Origin of the sequence: Enterobacter cloacae complex sp. BZL2005, assembly GCF_049238885.1 — a bacterium.
GTDB classification, from domain to species: Bacteria; Pseudomonadota; Gammaproteobacteria; order Enterobacterales; family Enterobacteriaceae; genus Enterobacter; species Enterobacter roggenkampii.
Genome location: NZ_JBMKGI010000005.1, coordinates 240,683 through 262,426, shown reverse-complemented (window position 1 = coordinate 262,426; position 21,744 = coordinate 240,683). Strand labels below are relative to the sequence as shown.

Sequence of the window (21,744 nt, the reverse complement as noted above, 5' to 3'; positions counted from 1 at the left end):
ATTTTGCTCATTTTTCCGCTCCGTCCTCGCGCGTAGAATACCCGGCATACTCTCATCGTCGAGGACAAAAAATGAGCAACATTCTGATTATTAACGGTGCAAAAGAATTTGCGCACTCTAAAGGCCAGCTGAATGACACCCTGACCGAGGTCGCGGACGGTTTCCTGCGCGACGCCGGGCATGATGTTAAGGTCGTGCGTGCAGACAGCCACTACGACGTGAAAGCCGAAGTGCAGAACTTCCTGTGGGCTGACGTGGTGATCTGGCAGATGCCAGGCTGGTGGATGGGCGCGCCGTGGACCGTGAAAAAGTACATGGACGACGTATTCACCGAAGGTCACGGTTCGCTGTATGCCAGCGATGGCCGCACCCGCTCTGACGCGTCCAAAAAATACGGTTCAGGCGGCCTGATTCAGGGCAAAAAATATATGCTGTCACTGACCTGGAACGCGCCGCTGGAAGCCTTCACCGAGAAAGATCAGTTCTTCGAAGGCGTGGGCGTAGACGGTGCTTATCTGCCGTTCCACAAGGCGAATCAGTTCCTGGGCATGGATCCGCTGCCGACCTTTATCGTTAACGACGTGATTAAAATGCCAGATGTCCCGCGCTATATCGCAGAATATCGCAAGCATCTCGCGGAAATTTTTGCTTAACTGGTAGCCTGGAATTAAAGGAGTAGTAAACATGCTTACCGTTATCGCAGAAATCCGTACTCGTCCAGGTCAACATCACCGCCAGGCGGTGCTGGATCAGTTCGCGAAAATCATCCCGACCGTACTGAAAGAAGAAGGCTGCCACGGCTACGCGCCGATGGTGGATGCCGCCACTGATGCCAGCTTCCAGGCGACCGCGCCGGACTCGATCATCATGGTTGAGCAGTGGGAAACCGTCGCGCATCTTGAAGCGCATCTGCAGACCGCGCACATGAAAGCGTGGAGCGACGCGGTGAAGGGCGACGTGCTGGAAACCCACATCCGCATCCTGGAGCAAGGGGTTTAAGTTCGTGGAATTTGCCGGGTGGCACTGCGTTTACCCGGCCAACAAAACCTGAACCGTAGGCCCGGTAAGCGCTAGCGCCACCGGGCTTTGTTGTTTTTAGCTGCTTTTCTTCCCTGGTTTTAACCCGCGATGGAGCTCATTGATGCGCTTCATTGACTTAATGGTGCGCTGCGGCTCGGTGGCGGCGACGGACAAAATGATCATCTCCAGACAGAGCAGCACCGTGCCGTGGAGCGGGATTTTACCCTTTTCGCCGCCGCGCGGAACGTGGATCACCACGCTGGCCTCCTTACTGAAACGCGAATCAAGGGCGTTGGTCAGCAGGATGGTGGGAATGCCCAGACGTTTAGCTTCACGCAGGGTGGTTTGCCCTTCCCGGTGCGCGGATTTCTGCGCCAGCATCACCAGCACGTCACCGCGCTGAAGCGCAATCAGCTGTTCGGCAAGCCCGATCCCGGTACGGTTGAGCGGCGTGGCGGGTAACCCCATACGGCTGAACAGCCTGGCGGTGTACTCGGCCAGAATGCCAGAGGCGCCAATGCCAAATATGGCAACCTGCCTTGCCTGCGCCAGCAGTGAGACCGCCTGCGCCATCGCGTAGCGGTTGTGGGGCTCGGATAACACCTCGCAGGTGTGCTGATGTCCCTCCAGCACGAAATCAATGCTCGCGTTGACGTCGCTGGCGAGCGTGTTCACCGTGGTGGACATCTTTTCGCTGGAGGTGACCACCGGGCCAAACCACTGCTCCAGCGTCTGCTTGAGATCGCGCAGCCCGGCGAACCCCAGCGCCTGTATGGCGCGGACCACCGTGGCATCCGAGGTTTTCACTACGGCGGCAATCTCCATGGCGGTTTGTTCCATCACCGCCTCGCGGTTGTCATGGATATAGCGTGCGACCTGCAGCAGACGCGGCGTCAGCTGATGCGCCCGCGCGCGAAAGCGGTCGCCATAGACATCCACGCGCCCCTTCTCTTTGCGGATCACCGTGACGCCTCCGGCAGCGGACGCCCGGCAATCTGCGACTGCACCTGCGCGGCCATCAGCCCTAAAGACGCGAACGAATTCGAGATCGCCTCTTCACGCGAGATCAGCACATAATGCCCGGTTCGGCAGGCAGTCAGGAACTGACACCAGCCCGGCATCACCGCCTCCATCGCGGCCAGCTCGTCCTGCGGTTTACCGCCCGTATCCCCGCGCCAGGTAGCAAAGACGAAATCGGCATCCAGCTCCGGCAGGCGCTCGGCGCTGACGTCGATGCGCCCCCCTTCCGGGATGGACTCAATCAGTGGCGGGAATTTGAATCCGGCGTCGCGCAGAACGCGGCCCAGCGAGTGGTAGCTGTGCATGGCGTTGATTTTCCCCTGATTGGCCTGAATCACCGATACGGTGATTTTGCGCGTGTCGATGGTCGCCTTCAGCGCCTTGATTTGCTCCTGATATCGCCGCTCCAGAACCTTGAGCCGCGCCTGCGTTCCTGTCAGTTGAGCCAGCTTGCGGTAGATTTCCGGCGCGCCGCCGTCGAGATGATCGATGCTCACCGTCGGGGCAATTTTCGCTAATTGTTCCACCGGCGTGTTGCGGGTCGGCTCGGTAACGATCAGGTCAGGTTTGGCGGCGGCGATGGCTTCAATGTCGATATCGGCCGTGCCGATAAATTTGATATCGGAATTATCGAAGTCGACGCCGGTCAACATGCCGCTGGATCGCAGAAAATGGCTGCCGTCCGGCCGCGTACGGCCATGGCTCGCCACCGGCGGCACGCCAAGCTCAATCAGCGGAATGGTGATGTCCAGATCGTGTAAGGAGACAATCCGTTTCGGGTGCACCGGCACCACCACCTTTCGGTTCAGATCGTCGGTAAAGACCTGCGTCGGCTCCGCCGCGCTCACCGCGAACCCCACCAGCAACAGCATCGAAAACAGTACACGCATCATAATCCCCTAAAATCTGTCCCGACGCTGCCAGAGCAGCAGCAGGAAAAACGGTCCGCCAATCAATGAAATGACAATTCCCGCCGGCAGCTGCAGCGGGAGGAATGCCAGACGTCCGACGTTATCCGCCAGCAGCACCAGCAGCGCGCCCAGCACGGCGCTTCCCGTCAGGAGCGCGGTCTGACCACCGCGCAGCAGCAGGCGCGCCATATGCGGGGCAATCAGCCCCACAAAGCCAATACTGCCCACGCAGGAGACGCAGGCCGCCGTCAGCACTACCGGGGCGAGAACCCGCAGCAGCGCCAGCCGGGTTGTGCGCACGCCAAGGCCCGTAGCAGCCTGATTGCCGAGCAGCGCCACGTCCGCTGCCCGCGCGGTAAAGAGCAGCAGCGCAAACGCGGGGGCAGCCCAGAGCGCGGCCAGCCCTACCAGCGTCCAGTTTGCCGCGTGCAGGCTGCCCGCCAGCCACAGCATCGCCGTCTGCACGTCGCGCACGTCGGCGGTGGTCATAAAGACGCCCATTGCCGCGGCAAACGCCCACGACACGCCGATGCCGATCAAAATAAACCGCGGGCGCGAGATATCGCGCGCCAGAGCTATCACCAGCAGCGCGGTCAGCAGCCCGCCGGTCATGCCAATCAGCGGACGCCAGGCCAGGCTCAGCGCCGGGAACTGAAAAATCAGCAGCAGTACCGCCGCGCTACAGCCCTCCTTCACGCCGATAAGCCCCGGGTCAGCCAGTCCGTTGCGGGTGATGGACTGCATCGCCGCCCCCGCCATGCCGAGCATCGCGCCGCACAGCACCGCCATCAGCAGGCGCGGCAGGCGGATATCCATCACGACGTAGCGCGTCTCCGCCGTCAATGTTTCAGGCGAAAACAGCGCGCGCCCGATGGCAGAGGCGGGAATGGGCAGAGAACCGTGCGTCAGGCCAAAGCCCAGCAGGCCTAGCGCCATCAGCGCGAAAAGCGACAGGTACGCCAGCGCCTTCGGGCGAACCAGCGCCGACAGGCGGCCAACACGGATCGCGCGGAGTCCGGCCCGGTTCATTTGAACATCCTCGAGGCCATAAGGATGAACACGGGCGCGCCGACCAGGGCCGTCATGATGCCGGTTGCCAGCTCCCAGGGGGTAAACAGCGTGCGGGCAGCGATATCCGCCAGCAGCAACACCAGCGCACCGCAGAGGGCCGACAGCGGCACCATCGCGCGTAAATCTACCGACACCAGACGGCGAATGAGCTGCGGCACCACAAGGCCGATAAAGCCAATCGGTCCGGCGATGGAGACGGCCGCGCCGCAGAGCAGCGCAATGGCCAGCAGGGCAAGGAGGCGGGTTTTCAGCAGCGACACGCCAAGCCCCTGGGCCATTCTGTCGCCCAGCGCCAGCATGTTGAGCGAGGGCGACAGCCCGATAGCAAGAACAAAACCAGCGGCTGCAGCCCACAGGGCGCTCTGGAGCATCTGCGCGTTGATCCCGGCGATATCACCCGCCAGCCAGGTGCGCAGAGAGAGCAGCGTCTGTTCATCCAGGATTAACACCGCGGCGGTAATCGACGAGGCAAACGCCGACATCGCCACGCCGCACAGGGTGACCTTCATCGGCGTGAGCCCGGTGCGACCGGTCGAGGAGAACATCAGCACCAGCAGAAACAGCGCGGCGGCACCGGCGGCGGCAATCAGCGGACGACCAAACGGCAGCGAAAGCCCAAGCGCGCTGGTCACCACCACCGCGAGCGCTGCCCCGGCGTTGAGCCCCAGAATATGCGGCTCGCCGAGCGGGTTGCGGATCACGGACTGCAGCAGCACGCCCGCCACGCCGAGCGCGGCGCCGGTAACCATTGCGGCGCAGAGGCGCAGCAGCCGCAGTCTGATGATGATGTTATGGTCGAAATTGCGCGGGTCGAAGTGAAAGAATGCCTCCACTACCGTTTGCGGGGCGATAAAGCGTGCACCGATCCCCAGATGAGCAATCGCCCCCATCGCCAACAGCAGGGTGAAAATCAGGAAAGCCAGAGAGATGCGCATCATGGCTTCTGAATGCTCTGGCGAAACGGCATAAAGAACGGTTTGCCGGTCAAGGGGTTGATGGACATATGCACGTCCACATCAAACACCGCTTTGATCAGCTCCGGCGTGCAGGCGTCGCCTTCATGTAACACCCCCTCGACTTTTCCCTGGCGTAAAAAGACCAGGGAATCACCGTAGTTCACGGCAAAGTTGAGATCGTGCAGCACCACCACGACGGTACGCCCGTGCTGGCGGGTCAGGGCGTGCAGCAGTTCCAGGATCTCCACCTGGTAGCGAAGATCGAGGAACGTGGTGGGTTCATCCAGCAGGATATACGGCGTTTGCTGCGCCAGCGCCATGGCGATCCAGCAGCGCTGACGCTGGCCGCCGGATAAGCTTTCCACCGGCATATGGGCAAACGCTGCCGTGCCGGTCAGGCGCAGGGCCTCTTCCACCGCCAGTTCGTCCTCGTCGCTCCACTGGCGCATAACGTTTTGCCAGGGAAAGCGGCCGCGCGAGACCAGCTCAAAAACGGTTAACCCTTCCGGGAGCAGCGGGGACTGCGGGAGAATACCAAGCTGGCGGGCGACGGCTTTGGTTGGCTGCTCGTGAATGGCTTTACCGTCCAGCAGCGCGGTTCCCCCAAGCGGCTGCAGCAGCCGCGCGATAGTGCTCAACAGCGTGGATTTCCCACAGCCGTTCGCCCCTACCAGCACCGTCATTTTCTGCTGAGGGATGGCAAGGGAGATATCATCAACGATGATTTTTTTCTGATAGCCCGCAGAGAGGTTCTCCAGAACCAGTCCCGGTTGTTTTGTGTTGTGAGCCACGTGAACGCCAACGTAATAAAAAAAGCGCAACAAATATAAATAAAAATCATTCTCTTTTGAGAGTTTGACGCCACGCCATGTAGTAGTCAAGCGAAGAAACACCCTGAAAAAACCAGGGGTAACGGAGCGTTACCGTGCAGACCAAAAAATTAACAAATCATTATTTTTCAATTAAATAATTCATTACCCTTGTACTTTCCCGTTGCGTTTCATGCATGTAGCCGATTTTTATCATTTTTCATTTACTACTACATTCCCGCATGATTGAATGATTCTCAATTACATGTTCGATGCCGGTTCTGGCTAACGAGCAGAGCATAAAAGGGCAATGACTCACACATTCTTCCGTGAAGGTGATTCACGGATATTTTGGGATAACAGATGTAATGGCTACGTTCACACCTTCACTCTCTGGGGTAAAAGGGCGCGCGCTCTTTTCACTGCTGTTTATGGCGCCGCTGGCCCAGGCGGCGGACACCACCGCGGCTAAAGACGGCGAAACGCTTACCGTCACTGCCGATCCAAATACGCCGGCGGAAGCCACCAACGGCTACCAGCCGCTGAACACCTCCACCGCAACACTGACCAACATGCCGATGCTGGATATCCCGCAGGTGGTGAATACGGTCAGCGATAAAGTGCTGGAGGATCAGCACGCCACCACGCTGGATGAGGCGCTCTATAACGTTAGCAACGTGGTCCAGACGAATACCCTCGGCGGTACGCAGGATGCCTTCGTGCGCCGCGGGTTTGGCGCGAACCGGGACGGCTCGATCATGACCAACGGCCTGCGCACCGTCCTGCCGCGCAGCTTTAACGCCGCCACCGAGCGCGTGGAGGTGCTTAAAGGCCCGGCCTCAACGCTGTATGGCATTCTCGATCCGGGCGGCCTGATTAACGTCGTCACCAAACGCCCGGAGAGAACCTTCGGTGGTTCTCTGTCCGCCACCTCCTCCAGCTTTGGCGGCGGCACCGGACAGGTCGATGTGACCGGCCCGATCGACGGCACGCGTCTGGCGTATCGCCTCACGGGTGAGTATCAGGACGAAGATTACTGGCGTAATTTTGGCAACGAACGCAGCACCTTTATCGCCCCATCCCTCACCTGGTTCGGCGATGATGCCACCGTGACCGTGCTCTATTCGCATCGCGACTATAAAACGCCGTTCGATCGCGGAACGATCTTCGATCTCAACACCAAAAAGGCCGTTGATGTCGATCGCAAAACCCGCTTTGACGAGCCGTTTAACGTGACCGATGGTCAGTCCGATCTGGCGCAGCTCAACGCGGAATACCGCCTCAACAGCCAGTGGACCGCGAAGTTCGACTACAGCTACAGCCAGGATAAATACAGCGACAACCAGGCCCGCGTGATGGCCTACGATGCAAAAACCGGCACCCTGACCCGCCGGGTGGATGCGACCCAGGGCTCGACACAGCGCATGCACAGCACCCGCGCGGACCTGCAGGGGAATGTGGATATTGCAGGCTTTTACAATGAGATCCTGACCGGCGTGTCGTATGAGAATTACGATTTGCTGCGTACGGACATGATGCGCTGTAAGAACGTCAAAGGTTTCAACATCTACCATCCGGTTTACGGCAAACTCAACAAGTGTACAACCGTCTCCGCCGCAGACAGCGACCAGACGCTCAAGCAGGAGAGTTATTCGGCCTACGCGCAGGATGCCCTGTACCTGACGGATAAGTGGATCGCCGTCGTCGGGATGCGCTATCAGTATTACACCCAGTACGCGGGCAAAGGTCGTCCGTTCAACGTCAACACCGACAGCCGCGACGAACAGTGGACGCCAAAGCTGGGGCTGGTTTACAAGCTCACGCCATCCGTCTCGCTGTTTGCCAACTACTCGCAGACGTTTATGCCGCAGTCGTCCATTGCAAGTTACATTGGCGACCTGCCGCCGGAAACCTCAAACGCCTACGAAGTGGGCGCGAAGTTCGACCTGTTCGACGGCGTTACCGCCAATATCGCGCTGTTTGATATCCACAAACGCAACGTGCTGTACAACGAAAGCGTGGGAGGTGAAACCATCGCCAAAACCGCGGGCCGCGTGCGCTCCCAGGGCGTGGAGGTGGATCTTGCCGGATCGCTGACCGAGAACACCAATATTATCGCCAGCTACGGCTATACCGACGCGAAGGTGCTGGAAGACCCGGACTACGCGGGCAAACCGCTGCCGAACGTGCCGCGCCATACCGGCTCCCTGTTCCTGACGTACGACATTCATAATGCGTTTGCGGGGAATACCCTGACGTTGGGCGGCGGCGGACACGGCGTGAGCCGTCGTTCAGCGACCAACGGCGCGGATTATTATCTGCCGGGCTATTTTGTGGCGGATGCCTTTGCGGCCTATAAGATGAAGCTGCAGTATCCGGTGACGCTGCAGGTCAACGTGAAGAACCTGTTTGATAAGACCTACTACACCTCGTCCATTGCGACCAACAACCTGGGCAACCAGATTGGCGACCCTCGCGAAGTGCAGTTTACGGTGAAGATGGAGTTTTGATGTAAAAAAGCCCGGTGGCGCTAGCGCTTACCGGGCCTACGATCCATTCCCTCTCCCTGCGGGAGAGGGTTAGGGTGAGGGCATCAAGCCTCAATATCCGCCATATCACCTTTCTCCTGCAGCCAGTTACGACGGTCTTCCGAACGTTTCTTGGCAAGGAGCATATCCATCATGGCGTTGGTCTGCTGTTCGTCTTCATCGCTGATCGTCAGCTGCACCAGACGGCGCGTGTTCGGATCCAGCGTCGTTTCGCGCAGCTGCATCGGGTTCATCTCGCCCAGCCCCTTAAAGCGCTGCACGTTAGGCTTGCCCTTCTTACGCTTCAGCTGTTCCAGCACGCCCGCTTTTTCTTCTTCCGTCAGCGCGTAGTAAACCTCTTTGCCGAGGTCGATACGGTACAGCGGCGGCAGCGCCACGTAGACGTGACCGTTTTTCACCAGCGTGCGGAAGTGCTTCACAAACAGCGCGCACAGCAGCGTGGCGATGTGCAGACCGTCGGAGTCCGCATCCGCAAGAATGCAGATCTTGCCGTAGCGCAGCTGGCTCAGATCGTCGCTGTCCGGATCGATGCCGATCGCGACCGAAATATCGTGGACTTCCTGCGAGGCCAGCACTTCGTCTGAAGACACTTCCCAGGTGTTCAGGATCTTACCCTTGAGCGGCATGATCGCCTGGTATTCACGATCGCGCGCCTGCTTGGCCGACCCGCCCGCCGAGTCCCCTTCCACCAGGAACAGCTCGGTGCGGTTGAGATCCTGCGCGGTACAGTCCGCCAGCTTGCCCGGCAGCGCTGGGCCGCTGGTCAGCTTTTTACGCACCACTTTCTTCGCGGCGCGCAGACGACGCTGGGCGCTGGAGATCGCCATTTCGGCCAGCATTTCTGCCGCCTGAACGTTCTGGTTCAGCCACAGGGTAAACGCATCTTTTACCACGCCGGAGACAAACGCCGCGCACTGGCGTGACGACAGACGTTCTTTGGTCTGACCGGCAAACTGCGGATCCTGCATTTTCACGGAGAGCACGTAGGCGCAGCGGTCCCAGATATCTTCCGCCGACAGCTTCACGCCGCGCGGCAGGATATTACGGTATTCACAGAATTCGCGCATCGCGTCCAGCAGCCCCTGACGCAGGCCGTTGACGTGGGTCCCGCCGAGCATGGTGGGGATCAGGTTAACGTAGCTTTCGGTCAGCAGCTCGCCGCCTTCCGGCAGCCACAGCAGCGCCCAGTCCACCGCTTCGGTATCGCCGCTAAAGTTGCCGACGAACGGTTTTTCCGGCAGCGTTGGCAGGCCGTTTACCGCTTCGCACAGGTAGTCGTTCAGGCCATCGGCGTAGCACCAGGTCTGCTCGGTATTGTTAACGTGATCTTTAAAAGTGATTTCCACGCCCGGGCAAAGCACCGCTTTGGCTTTCAGCAGGTGCGTCAGGCGGGATACGGAAAAGCGCGGGCTGTCGAAGAAACTCTCGTCAGGCCAGAAGTGGACGCTGGTGCCGGTGTTGCGTTTGCCGCACGTGCCGACAACCTGCAGATCCTGCACTTTCTCGCCGTTTTCAAACGCGATGTTGTACACCTGGCCGTCGCGACGGACGTTCACTTCCACGCGTTTGGACAGGGCGTTGACGACGGAAATCCCCACGCCGTGCAGGCCACCGGAGAACTGGTAGTTTTTGTTGGAGAACTTACCGCCCGCATGCAGACGACAGAGGATCAGCTCAACGGCCGGGACGCCCTCTTCCGGGTGGATATCCACCGGCATGCCGCGCCCGTCGTCAATAACTTCCAGCGACTGATCGGCATGCAGGATGACGTCAACGCGTTTGGCATGGCCCGCCAGCGCTTCGTCCACACTGTTATCAATAACTTCCTGGCCCAGATGGTTTGGGCGCGTCGTATCGGTGTACATCCCCGGGCGGCGGCGAACCGGCTCAAGCCCGGTGAGGACCTCAATGGCATCAGCGTTATAGGTTTGCGTCATGATTTAAACTAGCAATTCGCATTGATTGTCAGTGGCTGTGCAGTCCAAGAAAATCGACAATCTGGGTGAAATGATTCTCAAAGCCCGTGAAAGCATGGTTTCCGCCCTCTTCTATAGTCTGGCGGCAGGAGGCGTAATACGCCACTGCCTGGCGGTAATCCAGCACTTCATCACCCGTCTGCTGCAGCAGCCAGATGAGATCCGGCGCCTCGAGCGGGTCGACCTGCATAACTTTGAGATCGTAAATATGGCGTGACTCTAGCACATATTGCTGGCCGGTGTAGGGGTTCTCGTTTTCGCCAAGAAAGTCCCGCAGCAGCTCAAATGGCCGTACCGCCGGATTAACCACCACGGCGGGCAGCATAAAGCATTGCGAGAGCCAGGTGGCGTAATATCCCCCCAGCGATGAACCGACCACACCAAAGGTTTCGCCGCCGTGCGCAAGCACGATGGATTCCAGCATTTCCGCGGCTTCTGCCGGGTAAGGCGGCAGCTGTGGGATAATCATCTCAACGTCAGGGTGATGCTCGCTCAGCCACTGGCGAAACTGTGTCGCTTTTGCGGAGCGCGGCGAACTGTTAAATCCGTGCAGATAAAGGAGCGTAGACATCAATAGCCTTCTGAAGCGGTGTCCGGGCGGAACTGTGCGCCGGTCAAACGGCAGACTTCCGTGGTCAGCGTGCCGTCGGGATGCAGTTCCAGCCAGCGCCAGCCTGGCGCGATGGTATCCAGCGTAAAGTTGGCGCAGTGCGGCTTAAACTGAACGCAGGTCGACGGCGTCGCCAGCATGCGGCGTCCGTTCCAGTCGAGATCCTGCTCCTGGTGAATATGCCCACACAGCAGATTTTTCACCCGCGGGAACTTCGCCAGCACGCGATCCAGCGCCGCGGAGTTGCGCAGGCTGTGCTGATCGAGCCAGCTGCAGCCCGCTGGCAGAGGATGATGATGAAGCAACAGCAGCGTGTGACGTTCAGGTTCAGCCGCCAGTTTGGTCTCCAGCCAGTCGAGTTGAAACTCGCTTAGTTCACCGTGCGGGACGCCGAACACTTGGCTGTCCAGCAGCAGGATCTGCCACTGTTCACCCGCAAAAACACATTTCGCCGGAGAAATCCCCGCATCCTGGAGAGAACTGTACATTGCGGGCTGAAAATCGTGGTTACCCGGCAGCCAGACGCAGGGCGCGCTAAAGCTCGCGATGCCTTCAGCAAAATGCTGGTAGGCCGCGGAAGATTGGTCCTGCGCCAGATCGCCCGTTGCGACAATCAGATCGCATGCACGGTTTTCAGCGTGAATGGCGCTCAGTACCGCCTGATAACTCTCCCAGGTATTCACCCCCAGCAGCGTTTCATGCTTTTCGGCAAAAAGGTGGGTATCGGTGATTTGTAATATCCTGACTGGCGCCCCACCAGCAACAGTCAGGTTCAACAGGCTTTCCAAATGGTGTCCTTAGGTAGGTTTATGACGCTAACAAACCGGAATCGCCATTGCTCCATGTGCTAAACAATACCTTAGCCAGTCGGCTAAAAACTGGTTAATTTGATGCTTTTCGTCGCGTTGATGCAACTTTTTATTCGGGTAATCATACCGCGCCTTGAAGCGAAAGATCTGCTGGCTTGAACACACTTCAGCGACCATCGCGTCGTGATAGAGGCGTACCGTCATCGACGGCAGGCTCCAGTAGCTAATGCTGGGTGCCGTTTGCTCAATCTCCACCAGCGTAGTGTAGCGCGTTGATTCTGTTATCGTTAATCGATACTGCGCGTTGCTCACCTGATAGCTTACCGTTTCGCCGGGTGCGTCGTTTCTCGGCAGCAGGCGGCGCAATTGTGCAAAATTCGTTTCGCACAGGCGCATCATTTCTGGGAAGTCAGGCGTATAGCGCTTCATTTTTTCCACTCGTTTCGTAATGTCTGATAATGCAGCTGCAGCCATTGCAGGGCGATGACAGACGCTGCGTTGTCGATTTTCCCCTCTTCTACCCACTGATAAGCCTGTTCCCGGCTCACCACATGAACCCGAATATCTTCGTTTTCATCAGCCAGACCGTGAATGCCTTCTGCGGTCGTGGCGTCCACTTCGCCCACCATAATGGATAAGCGTTCGCTGGTGCCACCCGGACTCGCCAGATAGCTCAACACCGGTTTGGTGCGGCCCACCACCAGCCCCGCCTCTTCCAGCGCCTCGCGCCGGGCGACGTCTTCAACCGTCTCGCCTTCTTCGATCATCCCGGCCACCATTTCCAGCAGCCACGGGCTCTCACTGACGTCATAAGCGGCGATGCGGATCTGCTCCACCAGCACGACTTCGTCACGCACTGGGTCAAAGGGTAGCAAGACTGCCGCATGCCCGCGCTCAAAAATTTCGCGTCTGATTTCGCCGCTCATTTCACCGTTAAACAGGCGATGCCTGAAACGGTAAAGATCCATTGAAAAAAAACCGCTATAAAGCGTTTCTCGTGCAATAATTTCTACATCGTTTTTGGCGAATGTCACGGGCAACTTTTCTGGTTTTTGCATGAGTCGAGTCCTGGTAGCAATGGTGATGAAATTGTGAATTTCAAGGCTGTTTGGCTGCCGTTTGTAAGGCTATATGATAGATTGGTGCAAATTACCGCCAGATGGCACGTAACGCCAACCTTTTGGTGTGGATGATTCTGTTAGAATCGGCAATTATTTTTTAATTAGATCAGCGCTAATACTGCTTCACAACAAGGAATGCAAATGAAGAAATTGCTCCCCATCCTTATCGGCCTGAGCCTGACGGGCTTCAGTGCAATGAGCCAGGCGGAAAACCTGTTACAGGTCTACCAGCAGGCACGTCTGGGCAACCCTGATTTACGTAAATCAGCGGCCGATCGTGATGCTGCGTTTGAAAAGATTAACGAAGCGCGTAGCCCCTTGCTGCCACAGTTAGGGTTAGGTGCAGATTATACCTACAGCAACGGTTTCCGCGACGCTAACGGCGTAAATTCCAATGCTACCAGTGCCTCACTGCAATTAACACAGACGCTGTTTGATATGTCCAAATGGCGTGCCCTGACCCTGCAGGAAAAGAGCGCGGGCATCCAGGATGTGACTTATCAGACCGACCAGCAGACGCTGATCCTGAACACAGCTACGGCGTACTTCAACGTGCTGAGCGCCATTGACGCGCTCTCCTACACCGAAGCGCAGAAACAGGCCATTTACCGTCAGTTAGATCAAACCACCCAGCGCTTCAACGTGGGTCTGGTGGCGATCACCGACGTGCAGAACGCCCGTTCACAGTACGACACCGTGCTGGCCAACGAAGTGACCGCGCGTAATAACCTCGACAACGCGCTGGAATCCCTGCGTCAGGTCACCGGGAACTACTATCCTGAGCTGGCCTCCCTGAACGTCGACAGCTTCAAAACGGATAAGCCGCAGGCCGTTAACGCCCTGCTGAAAGAGGCGGAAAACCGCAACCTGACGTTGCTGCAGGCGCGCCTGAGCCAGGACCTGGCCCGCGAGCAAATTCGTCAGGCGCAGGACGGCCATCTGCCAACCCTGAGCCTGAGCGCATCTACCGGCGTTTCTGACACCACCTACAGTGGCTCTAAAACCAATTCTGCCCAGTATGACGACAGCAATATGGGCCAGAACAAGGTGGGCCTGAGCTTCTCCCTGCCGCTGTATCAGGGCGGTCAGGTTAACTCCCAGGTGAAACAGGCGCAGTACAACTTTGTTGGCGCGAGCGAGCAGCTGGAAAGCGCCCATCGTAACGTGGTGCAGACCGTACGTTCATCCTTCAACAACGTGAACGCCTCAATCAGCAGCATCAACGCCTATAAACAGGCCGTTGTGTCTGCACAGAGCTCCCTGGACGCGATGGAAGCGGGTTACTCGGTCGGTACACGTACTATCGTTGACGTGCTCGACGCGACCACCACGCTGTACAACGCGAAGCAGCAGCTCTCCAGCGCGCGTTATCAGTACCTGATTAACCAGCTGAACATTAAGCAGGCTCTGGGTACGCTGAACGAGCAAGACCTGCAGATGCTGAACAGCGCACTGGGCAAGCCGGTCTCCACCTCTCCGGACAGCGTTGCACCGGAGAACCCGGAGCAGGTTGCCGCGGTTGATAACTTCAACGCTAACAGCACTACCCCTGCTGCACAGCCTGCTGCCGCGCGCACCACAGCGCCTGCCAGCAAGGGCAATAATCCGTTCCGTAACTAAGCATTGCCCGATGGCGCTTCGCTTATCGGGCCTACTGAATCGTAGGCCGGGTAAGCGCAGCGCCACCCGGCGCAAAATCCCCCTCGAACGTAAGCCAACGTAAAGATCCCCCTGATTCCGCCCCTCTTCGCTTCATTTTCAACCACTCATCCTCTATCCTGAGCGTTATTACCACTGGGTCCTGGAAGACAAACATGAAACGGACAAAAACGATCAATCACGCGTCGTTCCGCAAGAGCTGGAACGCACGTCACCTCACCCCTGTTGCGCTGGCGGTTACCGCTGTCTTTATGCTGGCAGGCTGTGAGAAAAACGATGAAACGGTTTCGCTGTATCAAAACGCGGACGACTGCTCCGCCGCAACCGGCAAAGCGGCCGAATGTAAAACGGCCTACACCAACGCGCTGAAAGAAGCGGAACGCACCGCGCCGAAATATGCCTCACGCGAAGACTGCGTAGCGGAATTTGGTGAAGGTCAGTGCCAGCAGGCACCGGCTCAGGCAGGCACGGCACCTGAAAATCAGGCACAGGCGCAGTCCAGCGGCAGCTTCTGGATGCCGCTGATGGCAGGCTACATGATGGGCCGTCTTATGGGCGGCGGTGCGGGCTACCAGCAGCAGCCGCTGTTTAGCTCGAAAAACCCGGCCAGCCCGGCTTACGGTCAATATACCGATGCCAGCGGTAAAGGCTACGGCGCAGCGACTCCGGGCCGCACCGTAACCGTACCGAAAACCGCGATGGCGCCGAAGCCTGCGACCACCAGCACCATCACCCGCGGCGGGTTTGGTGAGTCTGTGGCGAAACAGACCAGCATGCAGCGCAGTGCATCAGGCACCTCTACTCGCTCAATGGGCGGCTAATCATGGAACGAGTCAGTATTACCGAGCGCCCGGACTGGCGCGAAAAAGCCACCGAGTACGGCTTTAACTTCCACACCATGTACGGCGAGCCGTACTGGTGTGAAGACGCTTACTACAAGCTCACCCTGGCCCAGGTTGAGAAGCTGGAAGAGGTCACGGCTGAGCTGCACCAGATGTGCCTCAAGGTGGTGGAAAAAGTCATCGACAGCGACGAGCTGATGGCCAAGTTTCGCATTCCAAAGCACACCTGGAGCTTTGTCCGCCAGTCGTGGAAAACGAATCAGCCTTCGCTTTACTCTCGCCTGGATCTGGCGTGGGACGGCGTGGGTGAACCGAAGCTTTTAGAAAACAACGCCGATACGCCAACCTCCCTTTATGAAGCGGCATTCTTCCAGTGGATCTGGCTGGAAGACCAGATGAACGCCGGAAACCTGCCGGAAGGCAGCGACCAGTTCAACAGCCTGCAGGAGAAGCTGATCGAGCGCTTTGCCGAGCTGCGCGAGCAGTTTGGCTTCAACCTGCTGCATCTCGCCTGCTGCCGCGACACGGAAGAAGATCGTGGCACGGTTCAGTATCTGCAGGACTGCGCCGCCGAAGCGGAGGTGGCGACCGAGTTCCTCTATATCGAGGATATCGGCCTGGGTGAAAAAGGTCAGTTTACGGACATGCAGGATCAGGTCATCAGCAACCTGTTCAAGCTCTACCCGTGGGAGTACATGCTGCGCGAGATGTTCTCCACCAAGCTGGAAGATGCGGGCGTGCGCTGGCTGGAACCGGCCTGGAAGAGCATTATCTCCAACAAGGCCCTGCTGCCGATGCTGTGGGAGATGTTCCCGAATCACCCTAACCTGCTGCCAGCGTACTTTGCGGAAGATGATTACCCGCAGATGGAGAAATACGTCGTTAAGCCGATCTTCTCCCGCGAAGGCGCTAACGTGTCGATCATCGAAAACGGTAAAACGCTGGAAGCGGTTGAAGGGCCTTACGGCGAGGAAGGGATGATCGTCCAGGCGTTCTATCAACTGCCGAAATTTGGCGACAGCTATACGCTAATTGGCAGCTGGCTCATTAACGATCAACCTGCCGGAATTGGCATTCGCGAAGATCGCGCGCTGATCACGCAGGATCTGTCGCGGTTCTACCCGCATATTTTTGTGGAGTAAGATCTGCCGGGTGGCGGCTTCGCCTGACCCGGCCTACGGTTTTGTAGGCCCGGTAAGCGTAGCGCCACCGGGCATATTTTCACCCTACCTGTACCGACAGCATACTCAGACTTCCCATCTCTAATCCATCGACCGGGATCGTAACCGGCTCCTCACCGTCCCATGCGCCAAGCACGTACAGCAGCGGCAGGAAATGCTCCGGCGTCGGGTTAGAGAGCGAACCGCCCTCGTGCTCCAGATAGTTCACCAGCGGATGCGCCTCAGCCGGGCCTTGCCAGGTCAGGTTCGCTTTAACGTAGTCGTTAAAAGCGGTCGCCCACGGGTATGGCGTGTTTTCGCCATGCCAGCGCGCCGTACGCAGGTTGTGCACCACGTTGCCGCTTGCCACCAGCATGATGCCTTCATCACGAAGCGTCGCCAGCTTGCGCCCCATCTCCAGATGCCAGGCAGCCGGTTTGGTGCTGTCGATGCTCAGCTGCACCATCGGGATATCCGCATCAGGATACATTTTTATCAGCACGCCCCATGAGCCATGGTCAAAGCCCCAGGCTTCTTTATCCAGCGCAACCGGAACAGGCGCCAGCAGTTCCACCAGCCTTTGTGCCAGCTCAGGCGAGCCGGGGGCCGGATAGTGCGTGTCATACAGCGCCTGCGGGAAGCCGCCAAAATCGTGAATGGTCTTTGGCGCTTCCATGGCGGTCACGCCCGTGCCGCGGGTGAACCAGTGCGCAGATACCACCACAATCGCTTTTGGACGCGGCAGCGTCTCGCCCAGATGACGCCATGCGCGGGTATAGACGTTGTCTTCCAGAACGTTCATTGGGCTGCCGTGGCCTAAAAACAGGGCTGGCATACGGGATGAAGTCATGATGATATCCTTACAGAAGGTGTCAATTTAATGGTGCTACATTACGCGCAATCGGAAAAAGATGAACGCTGATAAGCGTGAAGATCATCATCAGGAATTTTGAATGTAAGGAATGTGTAAAGCCGGGGTTCGCCCCTCGCTTTGCCAGAAATGAATCATTTATATTAATGATAATCATTATCATAAGGAGCAATCCATGTCAGTCCCTCTGATCCTGACCATACTGGCGGGCGCCGCGACCTTTATCGGCGCAATCCTCGGCGTGCTTGGTCAGAAGCCGTCAAACCGCGTGCTGGCCTTCTCGCTGGGCTTTGCTGCCGGGATCATGCTGCTTATCTCCCTGATGGAGATGCTCCCTGCTGCGCTGGGCACCGACGGGATGTCTCCCCTGCTGGGCTACGGCATGTTTGTCGTTGGCCTGCTGGGTTACTTTGCCCTCGACCGGATGCTGCCCCACGCGCATCCGCAGGATTTAATGCAGAAAAACGTAACGCCTGTGCCGCGGAATATTAAGCGAACGGCGGTTCTGCTCACGCTGGGGATTAGCCTGCATAACTTCCCGGAAGGGGTCGCGACCTACGTGACGGCCAGCAGCAATCTGGAAATGGGCTTTGGCATCGCGCTGGCGGTGGCCTTACACAATATTCCTGAAGGACTGGCGGTCGCCGGACCGGTGTATGCCGCCACGGGCTCGAAACGTACCGCGGTATTCTGGGCAGGAATTTCCGGGATGGCTGAAATCCTCGGCGGTGTCCTGGCCTGGTTGATTCTCGGAAGCCTGGTCTCCCCTGTCGTGATGGCCGCCATTATGGCCACAGTTGCCGGGATTATGGTGGCGCTTTCCGTCGATGAATTAATGCCGCTGGCGAAAGAGATCGATCCCAATAACAACCCCAGCTATGGCGTGCTGTGCGGAATGTCAGTCATGGGCTTAAGCCTGGTGTTATTGCAATCTGCAGGTATCGGTTAGGATTAGTCTGCCTCCGTATAATACGGAGGCAGACTTTCGAAACGTTAAGATATAGATAGAAATGATACGTTATTTTGTTGCCAACAAAGCCCTTGCAAAATATATAGCTTATAGAAATAGAATGATGAAATTTTATCAGTCCATTATCTGAGTTACTGCATATATTATGAATGTTAGCCGATGCTTACAATCAACATTAATTATATATTAATATAATCTTAAAATAGCTTTAAGATGCAGTAATCGCATCTCCCCTTCGTCCTCCCATATACTCCATTTGCGTTTTGAAACTTATATTCAGAGTATGAATTCGTTTGAAAAAGGATATTTTCATGTATATGGGTAAAAAAATTCTATTAGCTGTAACTATCGCTGCCGCAGTTTCGGGTTCCGCCTTTTCTGCCGAGCAGGGGTCGGGAAAAATCAAATTCAAAGGCGTTGTTATTGATGCGCCTTGCAGCATTGCACCAGACAGCGTTGATAAAGAAGTCGATCTCGGCGAAGTGACCACAGCCGTGATCAATGCCAACAAGAAGTCTTCCGCAGTTCCGGTTGATATCAATCTGGAAAACTGCCAGCTTGACGATCCGGCCGACGAGACTGATACACCAGTGACCAAAGTCGATGTCACGTTTACCAGCTCAGCGACAGACGCGACCGACACCAGTCTGATGACCAATACCTATGCAAGTGGTGCACAGAACGTGGGCGTTCGTCTTTTGAATAACGCCGAAGCCAACATTACGCTGGGTGCTGCTAATGAGGTTGCTCTGCTGGCAGGTTCAACGACTCAAACGCTGCACTTCAAAGCATTAATGGAAGTGGTAACGGGTAAAACGGCGACTGCTGGCCAGGTGGAAGCTACAGCCAACTATATTCTGGCGTATAAATAACTACGCCATGTTTCAAATTAAACCGGCTGGCATTTAATGTCAGCCGGCGTTGAATGTATTTATTTGAGTAACAGGGCGATGACATATAAATTACAATGCATAATTATTATGACGTCCCTGTTTATGGCGGAACTTGCCTCCGCCACTGAATTTAACATCAATGCCATCGATAAAGATCAGCGTGGCAGCGTTGATTTATCTCTTTTTAAAGATCAAATATCGATCACACCAGGCGACTATTTTGTTACCGTTTCAATTAATGATATCCCGCTGGCAAATGGCTGGCAGCTCCGCTGGCAGGAGATAGACAAGAGCGTACAAGTCTGTATTCCACCTGAACTGGCCGATACATTTGCTCTGCAGGACAATATCCGTAGCGCATTGGCGGAAAAAGACGGGTGCGTCGACTTTGCATCAAAACCGGATATTAAATTTTATTTTGAGCAATCCAGCCAGACGCTGAAGGTCACGATACCTCAGGCCTGGTTACAGTACCGTGCCGCAGACTGGATGCCCCCTTCAACCTGGGACAACGGCGTGCCGGGCGTACTACTGGATTACAATCTTTTTGCCAGTCATTACCAGCCGAACGATGGCAGCAGCACGGATAACGTCAACACTTATGGCACTGCCGGCGCGAATATGGGCGCGTGGCGACTGCGCGGTGATTATCAGTATACTCAAACCCATACCGACGCAGGTTCAGAGAATGACGGGCGCTTTTCACGCCTCTATATGTTCCGTCCTCTCCCCTCGCTCGGAGCCAAACTCACACTGGGTGAAACGGATTTCCAGTCCGCTATTTTTGATGCCTTCACCTATACCGGAGCCTCCCTGATTAGCGATGAGCGCATGCTGCCATGGTCGCTGCGCGGCTACGCGCCACAAATTACCGGCCTCGCGCAAACTAACGCCACGGTAACGGTTAGCCTGGCTGACCGTGTCATTTACCAAAGCAACGTTCCGCCAGGGCCGTTTGTTATTCAGGATCTAAACCAGTCTGTACAGGGTACGCTGGACGTCAAAGTGACAGAAGAAGATGGGCGCGTAAGCACCTTCCAGGTTTCTGCGGAATCGGTGCCTTTTTTAACCCGCAAAGGTCAGGTTCGCTATAAGCTGGCGGCAGGAAAAGCACGCAAAGACGCCTCGCATGACGTTGAAGATAACGCGTTTATGAGCGGCGAATTCTCCTGGGGGATGCTGTCACAAACCTCCCTCTACGGCGGTACACTCGCCGATGGCGATCGCTACCGGTCCGTTGCCGTAGGAATAGGTCAAAACATGGAGTACCTGGGCGCGCTCTCTTTTGACGTGACTCAGGCGACCAGCCAGTTGCCCTATCAGAATAGCCAGACAGGTTACAGCTACCGTTTCAACTACAGTAAGCGTTTCGATACCACCGGCAGCCAGCTTACGCTCGCCAGTTATCGCTATTCCGATCCGCAGTTTCTCAGCTACGCCCGTTTTCTGGATGATGACAATAACGATCGGCAGTCAGAAAAACAGACGCTCAGCGTGACGGCAAGCCAGTACATTTCGGCGCTATCGCTCAACCTCTATGTGAACATGCTGCGTCAAACCTGGTGGAACGATTCCTCCTCCACGACGGGCAGCGTGACCGCAGGCTATAACTTTGATATCGGTCGCTGGAAAAATCTGGGCCTCACCGTGTCATGGAGTAAAACCCACTATGAAGACGAAGACGACGATACGCAGTTCTATCTCTCACTGAGCGTACCGCTCGATCCCGATCATCGTCTGAATTACGACCTGCGCAACAGCGACAGTCTGAGTCAGAACGTATCGTGGTATGACACATCAGACCGCAACAACACCTGGGGCGTTTCGGCAGGTACCGAAAGCGAGAAGTCAGATGCCGGCGCGCAGGTGAGCGGCAACTATCAACATTATTCTCCTTATGGCGACCTGAATCTCTCCGGGAGTGTTAAGGCTAACGAATACAATTCCCTGAGTGCCAGTTGGACCGGTTCATTCACCTCGACGGCTAAAGGCGCTGCGCTGCACCGCCGCAGCTACGGTAACGAGCCGCGCGTGATGGTCAGTACCGATGGCGTAGGCAACATCCCGCTGAACATGTCGCGGGATGAAACCAATCGCTTCGGGATTGGCGTTTTACCGTCCATCTCCAGCTATTCGCCTTCCAGCGTGCAGGTCAATATGAACAACCTGCCCGATGGCGTAGACGTTGACACCCGCGTCGTCACCTCAACCTGGACGGAAGGTGCCATCGGGTACCGTCAGATTGCGACGCGTGCAGGCAATGATATCGCAGGCATCTTACGAACTGCCTCTGGCACGCCGCCGCTGGGCGCCATTGTTCGCCAGCTTGAAGACGATCGGCAGATTGCTATGGTCGCCGATGACGGCCACGTCTGGCTCGGCGCCGTAGAGCCAGAACAACAGTTTCGCGTGACGTGGGGAGACAATCAGCAGTGCCGCTTCACGTTACCTTCACACCTTGAAAACAGTATGCAGTTGATACTGCCATGTCAGTAAG

General features: G+C 56.9%; 20 protein-coding genes. 9 read left to right on the top strand and 11 right to left on the bottom strand.

Annotated elements, in window-relative coordinates; translation table 11 throughout:
- The first annotated feature begins 71 nt into the window (after positions 1 to 71).
- Both ACOTXI_RS12345 and ACOTXI_RS12340 read left to right on the top strand, forming a co-directional pair.
- A complete protein-coding gene (locus ACOTXI_RS12345; RefSeq protein ID WP_014833281.1) occupies positions 72 to 653 on the top strand; it encodes an NAD(P)H-dependent oxidoreductase in 582 nt (193 codons plus the stop codon).
- Between the two features lie 31 nt (positions 654 to 684).
- A complete protein-coding gene (locus ACOTXI_RS12340; RefSeq protein WP_008502984.1) occupies positions 685 to 999 on the top strand; it encodes a putative quinol monooxygenase in 315 nt (104 codons plus the stop codon).
- Positions 1,000 to 1,095: 96 nt separating this feature from the next.
- Here the strand turns inward: ACOTXI_RS12340 and ACOTXI_RS12335 are convergent, their stop codons facing one another.
- From ACOTXI_RS12335 to ACOTXI_RS12315, 5 genes are read right to left on the bottom strand one after another with little or no spacing between them, the layout of a single operon-like run.
- Positions 1,096 to 1,983, bottom strand: a complete 888-nt coding sequence (locus ACOTXI_RS12335; RefSeq protein WP_058653862.1) for a MurR/RpiR family transcriptional regulator — start codon at positions 1,981 to 1,983, stop codon at positions 1,096 to 1,098.
- Complete coding sequence (locus ACOTXI_RS12330) at positions 1,980 to 2,930, bottom strand: iron-siderophore ABC transporter substrate-binding protein (protein ID WP_025912500.1); 951 nt, start codon at positions 2,928 to 2,930, stop codon at positions 1,980 to 1,982. Before ACOTXI_RS12330 ends, ACOTXI_RS12335 begins: the two co-directional genes overlap by 4 nt.
- A gap of 9 nt (positions 2,931 to 2,939) precedes the next feature.
- Positions 2,940 to 3,980, bottom strand: coding sequence for a FecCD family ABC transporter permease (locus tag ACOTXI_RS12325; RefSeq protein ID WP_058653861.1), 1,041 nt, complete (start codon positions 3,978 to 3,980; stop codon positions 2,940 to 2,942).
- Positions 3,977 to 4,960 (bottom strand): FecCD family ABC transporter permease, encoded by a 984-nt coding sequence (locus ACOTXI_RS12320; RefSeq protein WP_058653860.1) that lies wholly within the window; start codon positions 4,958 to 4,960, stop codon positions 3,977 to 3,979. Before ACOTXI_RS12320 ends, ACOTXI_RS12325 begins: the two co-directional genes overlap by 4 nt.
- On the bottom strand, positions 4,957 to 5,769 hold the full coding sequence (locus ACOTXI_RS12315) for an ABC transporter ATP-binding protein (RefSeq protein ID WP_008502979.1): 813 nt from the start codon (positions 5,767 to 5,769) through the stop codon (positions 4,957 to 4,959). Before ACOTXI_RS12315 ends, ACOTXI_RS12320 begins: the two co-directional genes overlap by 4 nt.
- 386 nt (positions 5,770 to 6,155) lie before the next feature.
- Here ACOTXI_RS12315 and ACOTXI_RS12310 point away from each other — a divergent pair, with 386 nt between their 5' ends.
- Positions 6,156 to 8,297: a TonB-dependent siderophore receptor gene (locus ACOTXI_RS12310; RefSeq protein WP_058653859.1), complete on the top strand. Its 2,142-nt coding sequence runs from the start codon at positions 6,156 to 6,158 to the stop codon at positions 8,295 to 8,297.
- A gap of 83 nt (positions 8,298 to 8,380) precedes the next feature.
- On the opposite strand, the gene parE is transcribed toward ACOTXI_RS12310, so the two are convergent.
- Genes parE through nudF form a run of 5 tightly spaced genes read right to left on the bottom strand, consistent with a single transcriptional unit; the run spans position 8,381 to position 12,789 of the window.
- Entirely contained in the window at positions 8,381 to 10,273 is a 1,893-nt protein-coding gene (parE, locus tag ACOTXI_RS12305) for a DNA topoisomerase IV subunit B (protein ID WP_008502977.1), read from the bottom strand.
- 28 nt (positions 10,274 to 10,301) lie between these two features.
- Entirely contained in the window at positions 10,302 to 10,883 is a 582-nt protein-coding gene (gene yqiA, locus ACOTXI_RS12300) for an esterase YqiA (protein ID WP_008502976.1), read from the bottom strand.
- On the bottom strand, positions 10,883 to 11,710 hold the full coding sequence (gene cpdA / locus ACOTXI_RS12295) for a 3',5'-cyclic-AMP phosphodiesterase (RefSeq protein ID WP_008502975.1): 828 nt from the start codon (positions 11,708 to 11,710) through the stop codon (positions 10,883 to 10,885). The genes yqiA and cpdA overlap by 1 nt, the downstream gene beginning before the upstream one ends.
- Before the next feature lie 27 nt (positions 11,711 to 11,737).
- Complete coding sequence (locus ACOTXI_RS12290) at positions 11,738 to 12,160, bottom strand: DUF1249 family protein (RefSeq protein ID WP_003862516.1); 423 nt, start codon at positions 12,158 to 12,160, stop codon at positions 11,738 to 11,740.
- Positions 12,157 to 12,789, bottom strand: a complete 633-nt coding sequence (gene nudF, locus ACOTXI_RS12285) for an ADP-ribose diphosphatase (RefSeq protein WP_008502974.1) — start codon at positions 12,787 to 12,789, stop codon at positions 12,157 to 12,159. The genes ACOTXI_RS12290 and nudF overlap by 4 nt, the downstream gene beginning before the upstream one ends.
- A 204-nt stretch (positions 12,790 to 12,993) precedes the next feature.
- Here nudF and tolC point away from each other — a divergent pair, with 204 nt between their 5' ends.
- From tolC to ACOTXI_RS12270, 3 genes are all read left to right on the top strand, one after another.
- Positions 12,994 to 14,472, top strand: coding sequence for an outer membrane channel protein TolC (gene tolC, locus ACOTXI_RS12280; protein ID WP_087855185.1), 1,479 nt, complete (start codon positions 12,994 to 12,996; stop codon positions 14,470 to 14,472).
- A gap of 194 nt (positions 14,473 to 14,666) precedes the next feature.
- Positions 14,667 to 15,332, top strand: a complete 666-nt coding sequence (locus tag ACOTXI_RS12275; protein ID WP_008502972.1) for a DUF1190 family protein — start codon at positions 14,667 to 14,669, stop codon at positions 15,330 to 15,332.
- Positions 15,333 to 15,334: 2 nt separating this feature from the next.
- Complete coding sequence (locus ACOTXI_RS12270) at positions 15,335 to 16,495, top strand: glutathionylspermidine synthase family protein (RefSeq protein ID WP_021242309.1); 1,161 nt, start codon at positions 15,335 to 15,337, stop codon at positions 16,493 to 16,495.
- Positions 16,496 to 16,574: 79 nt separating this feature from the next.
- Here the strand turns inward: ACOTXI_RS12270 and ygiD are convergent, their stop codons facing one another.
- Positions 16,575 to 17,363, bottom strand: coding sequence for a 4,5-DOPA dioxygenase extradiol (gene ygiD / locus ACOTXI_RS12265; protein WP_023294571.1), 789 nt, complete (start codon positions 17,361 to 17,363; stop codon positions 16,575 to 16,577).
- Between the two features lie 196 nt (positions 17,364 to 17,559).
- Here ygiD and zupT point away from each other — a divergent pair, with 196 nt between their 5' ends.
- The 3 genes from zupT (at position 17,560) to ACOTXI_RS12250 (ending at position 21,743) form a co-directional block, all read left to right on the top strand.
- Positions 17,560 to 18,333: a zinc transporter ZupT gene (gene zupT, locus ACOTXI_RS12260; RefSeq protein ID WP_008502969.1), complete on the top strand. Its 774-nt coding sequence runs from the start codon at positions 17,560 to 17,562 to the stop codon at positions 18,331 to 18,333.
- Positions 18,334 to 18,665: 332 nt separating this feature from the next.
- A complete protein-coding gene (locus ACOTXI_RS12255; RefSeq protein ID WP_058653857.1) occupies positions 18,666 to 19,226 on the top strand; it encodes a fimbrial protein in 561 nt (186 codons plus the stop codon).
- 78 nt (positions 19,227 to 19,304) lie between these two features.
- Positions 19,305 to 21,743 (top strand): fimbria/pilus outer membrane usher protein, encoded by a 2,439-nt coding sequence (locus ACOTXI_RS12250; RefSeq protein ID WP_058653856.1) that lies wholly within the window; start codon positions 19,305 to 19,307, stop codon positions 21,741 to 21,743.
- The last annotated feature ends 1 nt before the right edge of the window (position 21,744 follow it).